3 protein-coding genes are annotated in these 6566 nt (G+C 70.4%); 1 reads left to right on the top strand and 2 read right to left on the bottom strand.

Annotation, left to right across the window (positions count from 1 at the left end):
- Positions 1 to 1152: family 43 glycosylhydrolase (locus Dsi01nite_RS56565; RefSeq protein ID WP_203854829.1), on the bottom strand; the 1152-nt coding region annotated here is incomplete at its 3' end.
- Between the two features lie 221 nt (positions 1153 to 1373).
- Positions 1374 to 4217: an alpha-L-rhamnosidase-related protein gene (locus Dsi01nite_RS56560; RefSeq protein ID WP_203854828.1), complete on the bottom strand. Its 2844-nt coding sequence runs from the start codon at positions 4215 to 4217 to the stop codon at positions 1374 to 1376.
- A 140-nt stretch (positions 4218 to 4357) separates the two neighbouring features.
- Here Dsi01nite_RS56560 and Dsi01nite_RS56555 point away from each other — a divergent pair, with 140 nt between their 5' ends.
- On the top strand, positions 4358 to 5965 hold the full coding sequence (locus Dsi01nite_RS56555; protein WP_203854827.1) for a PP2C family protein-serine/threonine phosphatase: 1608 nt from the start codon (positions 4358 to 4360) through the stop codon (positions 5963 to 5965).
- The last annotated feature ends 601 nt before the right edge of the window (positions 5966 to 6566 follow it).

The raw sequence follows: 6566 nt of genomic DNA, 5'->3' as shown, positions 1-6566 counted from the left end.
GCCGATGTCGGCGTTGGCCGCGTCGACGACCTTGACCCGCGGCCCGACCTTCACCACCCGGTCCTCCGTCGCCAGGCGGGTCAGGTCGACCTCCTGGACGAACAGGTCGTGATACGGCGCGACGATGTACGTGCGGCCGGTGGCCGGGTCGTCGAACAGGGAAGCGTCGCAGCCCTCGCCGGAGTCGCTGATGTGGGTGTACGGGCCTTCCACGCTGTCGGCGACGCCGAGGAACATGTGATACCCCCACTGCCCGCCGATGTTGTAGCTTGCGGAGATCCAGTTGTCGGCGGTGAACGACAGGTAGTACTTCGCGCCGACCTTGCGGATCTCCGGCGCCCAGAAGCGGTGCTTGTAGGGCGAGTTCACCGGCAGGTCCGCCGAGCGGATCAGCCAGCGCACGAACGTCCACGTGCGCAGGTCGGTCGAGCGGTACAGCGAGATCCCCGGCGACGAGTTCAGGTCCGGCTTCGCCGGGTCGGCGGCGGCCCGGTCGGTGAACGGGAAGTTCGTGTAGACCATGTAGTAGGCGTTGCCGTCCCGGATGATCGCCGGGTCCCGGACCTCCTCCGTGCCGGTCGCCGGCGGCGGTTTCGGCAGCAGGATCGGGTTGGCGTAGGACATGCCGGTGCCGTCCTGCCGGGCGAACTCGACGTCGTCGACGTAGATCCACTGGTAGGCGTCGGCGTCGGAGTAGAAGCCGAGCCACGCGGTGCCGCTGCTGACCGCTACGGTCAGGCTGATCCGGGTGTACGTGTTCGTCGCCGGGACCGGGGCGTTGACCGTTGCCCCGCCGTGGTTCTTGACCTCCATGTAGGCGAGCCGCTGCCCGCCGCTGGAGCGCACCCACGCGCTGAGGACGTAGGTGCCGGCGGGCAGCGCGGTGCGGATCTGGTACGTGTACGACCGGTACGCCGCGGTGCCCCACTGGGTGAGGTGCAGCGCGCCGGTGCGGGCGCCGCCGTTGGGCTCGGTGTAGGAGTTGGCGGCGCCCTCGGCCTCGCTCCAGCCGGCCGGCGTCTGGGTCGGGGCCGGGTCGGCGTCGAAGCTCGGGTTGCTGATCAGGTTGGCGGCGGCCTGCGCGGATTGGGCGACGCCGACGAGCGCGCCGGTGGCGAGCAGGGCGGCAAGGAGGTGGCGGACGAGGTTCATGGCGGTGGCCTCGTTTCCTGACGTCAGGTCCCGGCAACCGCGGCGCCGAGGATTCCCCGACGGCTCAGCTCGTTTGATTCTGTTGGATCTGGCGATGCGATACGCAAAGTCAACGCCTCCTCTGGAGGATTGCGAAGCAATGCGGTTACGTTCGCGCAGTAATCAACGTATGTCAACACTTACACATGTCGATATTGGCGAAGAGGACTGCCGGGCCTGGGTCACGGGGTCAGATAGCAGGACTTGGCGACGCCGAAGATCGGGTCGCGGCCGAACGCGGTGCCGGTGCAGGCCGTGCCGCCGGTGAACGTCTGGTACACGAACCGGCCGCCCGCACCGAACGCGACGGTTCGGGTGCCGGTGAACGAGCAGGTTCCCCGTTCCGCCGCACACACCGTGGCGTACCCCGCCGGCGCACCGGTCCGCACGTAGCACGCCTTGGCCACGCCGCTCACCGGGTCGCCGAACGTGCCGTTGCCGCAGGACAGCTGGCCGGACGCCGCGGTGTACGCGAACGCGCCGTTCGCGCCGTACGCCACCGTCCGGACGCCGGTCACCGTGCAGGTGCCGTTCTCGGCGGCGCACTGCGTCCAGCCCGGCGCGGGACCGCCGGCCGGCGGCGTGTAGCAGGACTTCGCCACGCCGAACAGCGGGTCGCCGAAGACCGCGTTGGCGCACGCCGTGCCGCCGGTGACCAGCCGGGTGGCGAACGCGCCGTTCGCGCCGTAGGCCACCATCCGCGGACCGCTGAACGAGCAGGTGCCGTTCTCGGCCGCGCACGTGGACCAGCCCGACGGCCCGCCCTGCGGCGCGGAGTAGCAGGACTTCCGCACGCCCACTGCCGGATCGCCGAACGTCGCGGCGGTGCAGGCGGCACCGGTGGAAACGGTCTTGGTGACGTAGGCGCCGGCGCCGAACGCGACGGTGCCCGCAGCGGTCACCGGGCAGGTCTCGCCGTCGCCGGCGCACCGGGTGTACCCGGCGGGCAGGTCGGCCGGGTAGCTGATCCCGGTGGCGGTGACGTCGTGGCCGCCGGCGCTCACGCCGGTGAGGTAGACATACGCGTGGTCCTGGCTGGCGCCGGTGAGTCCGGCCCCGCCGAGGAACGCGCCGTCGGCCCACACCACGGTGCCGTTCACCGACACGGTGACGTTGCCGCCGCCGAGCTTCGGCACCCCGATCGTGCCGACCGTCCCGTTTGGACTGTCCACATGGGAGGTGAAGGTCCCGGCACCGACGTCGCGCGACCAGGAGCCGTTGAGCGCGCCCTGTGGCAGCGTGATCCGGCCTTCGACGGTGCTCAGGTCGCCCGGGTGCGGCACGAACCGCCACGAACCGAGCTGCTTGTCCGGCGCCAGGCCGAGCACGCTGAACGTCAGCGCCGAGGTCGGTCCGGTGGCCCAGCCGTGCGCCAGGCTCAGGTAGGAGCCGCCGTAGTCGAAGGTGCCGTCGTTGTTGAAGCCCTCCCAGAACGTGCTGCCCGTCCCCAGTGGACTGTTGAGCATGTAGCCCCACTCGCGGCGGATCAGGGCGAGTCCGTTGTGGTCGTCACCGGCGGCGAAGTGCGCCTGCACCTCCATCGAGCCGGGGAACGTGCCGATCGCGTTGCCCTTCTCCGGCGTCGGTGCGCCGAACTGGTTCCAGCGCGAAGCCAGGTTGCCCGCGATGCTCTGCGCCTTCGCGAGCGTGTCGGTCAGGCCGAACCAGACTGCCAGGGAGTTGCCGTCCTGTGGATACATGGTGCTGCCCGGACTGTCGCGATACAGGTCCACGGCAGCGTCCCAGAGCCGCGCGTTCGCCGCGGTCTTCAGGGTGGCGGCCCGGCTGCGGTACGTCGCGGCGAGCGCGCTGTCGCCCTCGGCGGTGGCGAGGACCGCACCGCCGGTGAGCGCCTCGTAGAGGATCGCGTTGGCCTCGATGTTCTCGCCGCCCTGGCCGCTGCGGGCCCAGTCGGCGGTGCCGGTGACGCTGAGCAGGCCGTTACCGTCGATCTTGCCGCAGATGAACGTCATGGCCTGCTTGTACTGCGCCCAGATGCCGTCCAGCCAGGTCTTGTCACCGGAGTACAGGTAGTACGACGAGGTGCCCACGAGCGTCCAGGTGTGGTACGTGTCGGAGCCGTAGAAGTTCACCTGCGGCCCGGCGTAGGGCAGTTCGCCGCTGGCGCTCTGGTGCTGGAACAGCGTGGTGAGCGCATTGCGGGTGGAGATCAGGTCGTTGGTGGAGGCGTACTGCGTGGGCAGCGAGATGCCGAGGTCGCCGGGCCAGACGGTGCGGTCCCGCTTGGCGCCGTCGACCAGCACCGACGTGCCGACGCCGACGGTGGCGCCGTTGTTCCAGCCCGACCCCGGCGGACCCCAGACCCGCCCCTCGGTGGGCGAGATGGTGTTGGTCTGCACGGTGTACGCGCCGGCGGCCCAGATCCGGTTCAGCAGGTCGTCGTCGGAGCGGAAGAAGTTCGGGTAGGCGCTCGGGTCGGCCTTGCCCGGCGCGAACGTGATGGCCAGTGAGACGCGATCCAGATCCACCCAGCCGGCGCTGCTCAGGAACACGGTCAGGTACCGGAAGCCGCCGCGCTGCTGGGCGGCCGGGGTGGTGTACGTCGTGGCGCCCCCGACCGTGGTGGTCAGCGCACCGTCGGCGCCGCCCCCGCCGTTGCTTGCGTCGCTCGACGTGCCGACGTACTGGGACGACTCGCTGAACGCGAGCCCGACCTGCTGGTTGGCCCCGCTCGCCCCGGCGAAGTGCAGGGTGACGTGCCCACCGACCTCCTTGCCGAAGTCCAGCGACAGCGCGGCGCCGGCTCCGGACAGCCGAGTGGACGAACCGGAGAGCACGTTCTGCGGGTTGGTGACCGAACCGGTGGTTCGGAACACGGCGACCGGCGCCACCGTCCGCGAGGTCGGCGAGTAGTTGTACGAGGGTGCGGCCGCCGGGACCGCGGCCGCCGGGACCGCGGCCGCCGGGACCGCGGCCGGCGGGGCGGCGACGGCCGCGACCGGGCCCGGCATGGCGGAGGCCGCGAGCAGGAGCACGGCCGAAGTGACCAGCCAGCGACGCGCCATGGTGCCTCCGCTTGAAACGATTCAAGTACCCGGGTATGGCGCTTATGTTGCGCCAGGGTTACCAGCCTGTCAACGGTCGCGGTTGGCTGCGCCCGGTTCACCCGGAGGTGAGCTGCCGCCGTGCCGCCTACAGTGGGTCAGTGGACGCTCGTTTCGACTCGGCGGGTTCGTTGCGCGCTGCGTACCGTGCGGTGAACTGGGCGGAGACGTCGCTGGGTCCGGTGCCGGCGTGGACGCCGACGCTGCACACGGTGCTGGATGTTGCGCTGCGGACACGGTTCCCGGTCACGCTGTTCTGGGGTCCGCAGTTCGTCCTGCTGTACAACGACGCGTACGTGCAGCTGATCGGTGACAAACATCCGGCTGCGCTCGGGTCGCCGGCCGCGACGGTGTTCCCGGAGATCTGGGACACCATCGGCCCGATGCTGACCGGCGTACGGGTCACCGGGCAGCCGAGCTGGTCGCAGGACCTGCGGCTGTTGATGGACCGGCACGGCTTCGCCGAGGAGTGCTTCTTCACCTTCTCCTACTCCGCCGTCCACGGCCGCGACGGGCACGTCGAGGGCATCGTCGACATCGCCGCCGAAACCACCACCCAGGTGCTGCTCAATCGGCGGCTGGCGGTCCTGGCGACGCTGACCGACCAGCTGGCCGGCCTGGACGACCCCGCGATGATCGCCGAGCGCGCCACGCGGGTGCTGCAGGACGACCCGTTGGACTTCCACGCCGTGCTGTTCCTGCCCGCGGACGCCGACCTGAGCCTGCTGCCAATGGCCGGGCGTGCCGCCGGTGCCGGTGACGACAGTCTGGTCCTGACGTCCACCGGCGCGGGCGCGGTGGCGGTGCTGCCGCTGACACCAGCGTCACAGGCCGGCGGCCACGCTCCGGCATTACGCGCAGACCTGAACCCGCACCTGGTCGTCGACGACGATTGCCGGAGGTTCCTGCGGCTGCTCGCCGCGACCCTGACCCAGGCGTTCGCCCGGGCCCACGCCCGCCAGACCGAGCGACGCATTGCCGAGCTGGAGCGGGATCTGTCGCAGAAGCTGCAGGACAGCCTGCTCACCGAACCGGCCCGCCCCGCCCACCTGCGGGTCGCGGTGCGCTATCAGGCCGCCACCGAGCAGGCTCACATCGGCGGAGACTGGTACGACGCGTTCCCGCTCCCCGACACCGCGCTCGCCCTCGTGGTCGGTGACGTCACCGGCCACGACCACCACGCGGCCGCGGTGATGGCACAACTGCGCAACCTGCTGCGCGGCATCGCCTACACCATCGAGAAGCCGCCCGCCCTGGTGCTGCAGGACCTCGAGGCCACCATGCTCGGCCTGGGCGTCGACGCCTTCGCCACCACGGTGCTGGCACGCGTCGAGCGCGGCACCGCGCCGGCCGGCGCCTGGACGCTGCGTTGGTCCAACGCCGGACATCCGCACCCGATGCTGCTGCACCCCGACGGCACCGTCACCATCCTGCGCACCGTCCCCGAACTGCTCCTCGGCACGGGCACCCCCATCTGCCGAACCGACCACACCACCGAACTGCCAGCCGGCAGCAGCCTCATCCTGTACACCGACGGGCTGATCGAACGTCCCGGCACCCCACTCGACGAGGCCATGACCGACCTCGCCGCCGCCCTCAGCCATCACCAACAGCTGACCGTCGAAGAGCTCTGCGACTACCTTCTCGCCCGATACGGCCACACCGCCACCGACGACATCGTCATCCTCGTCGTGCGGACACCCCACTGATCACAGCGGCCGCCGCGCCGACGGCAGCTGTCTGCGAACCGCGTGGTCGCCGATCTGGCGGTACCGAGCAACAGCCAAACGGGTGCCCGACTTGTCCGGTTCGAAACGTTGTGCAGTTCTGCGGTGACGCCGTGTAGTTCGGGGGTGTGACGTCTGTCATTGGACGTTGATGTATCAGCGGCGTGCGCGCGGAGTTGTCGCGGGTGAGGTGGTAGCGGCGCGTAATGGATCTTCCAGGTTCTTCCCTGGATCGGCGGTCATCACTATCGTCCTGCCTGCATGATCGCTGCGGGGGAGGCACGCATGGTGGGTCGTCGGGACGCATTCTCGGTGCACGGGTCGGGGCGTGGCCGGGTGTGGCGGTGGTTGACCGCCATGCCAGTGGGTGCGTTGTTGGCCTCCGTGGTGGTGGCGTTGCCGGCGCATGCCGCGCCTGCCAACCCGTCTGGGGCGGTGAATCCTCAGCAGCGTTCGGTGGCGGTGTCTGGTGTGCCGGGCCGCGCGCGGCCGGCGATGGAGTCGGACAAGGCAGCATCGGGGAAGGTGCCGTTGCCGGTGTGGCCGGTGGCCGCGTCGGCGGTGGTGCCGGTGGCTGGAACTG

This window comes from Dactylosporangium siamense, from assembly GCF_016862795.1.
GTDB classification, from domain to species: Bacteria; Actinomycetota; Actinomycetes; order Mycobacteriales; family Micromonosporaceae; genus Dactylosporangium; species Dactylosporangium siamense.
Note: the sequence above shows the minus strand (reverse complement) of the source record. Positions and strands in the feature narration are given on the sequence as shown.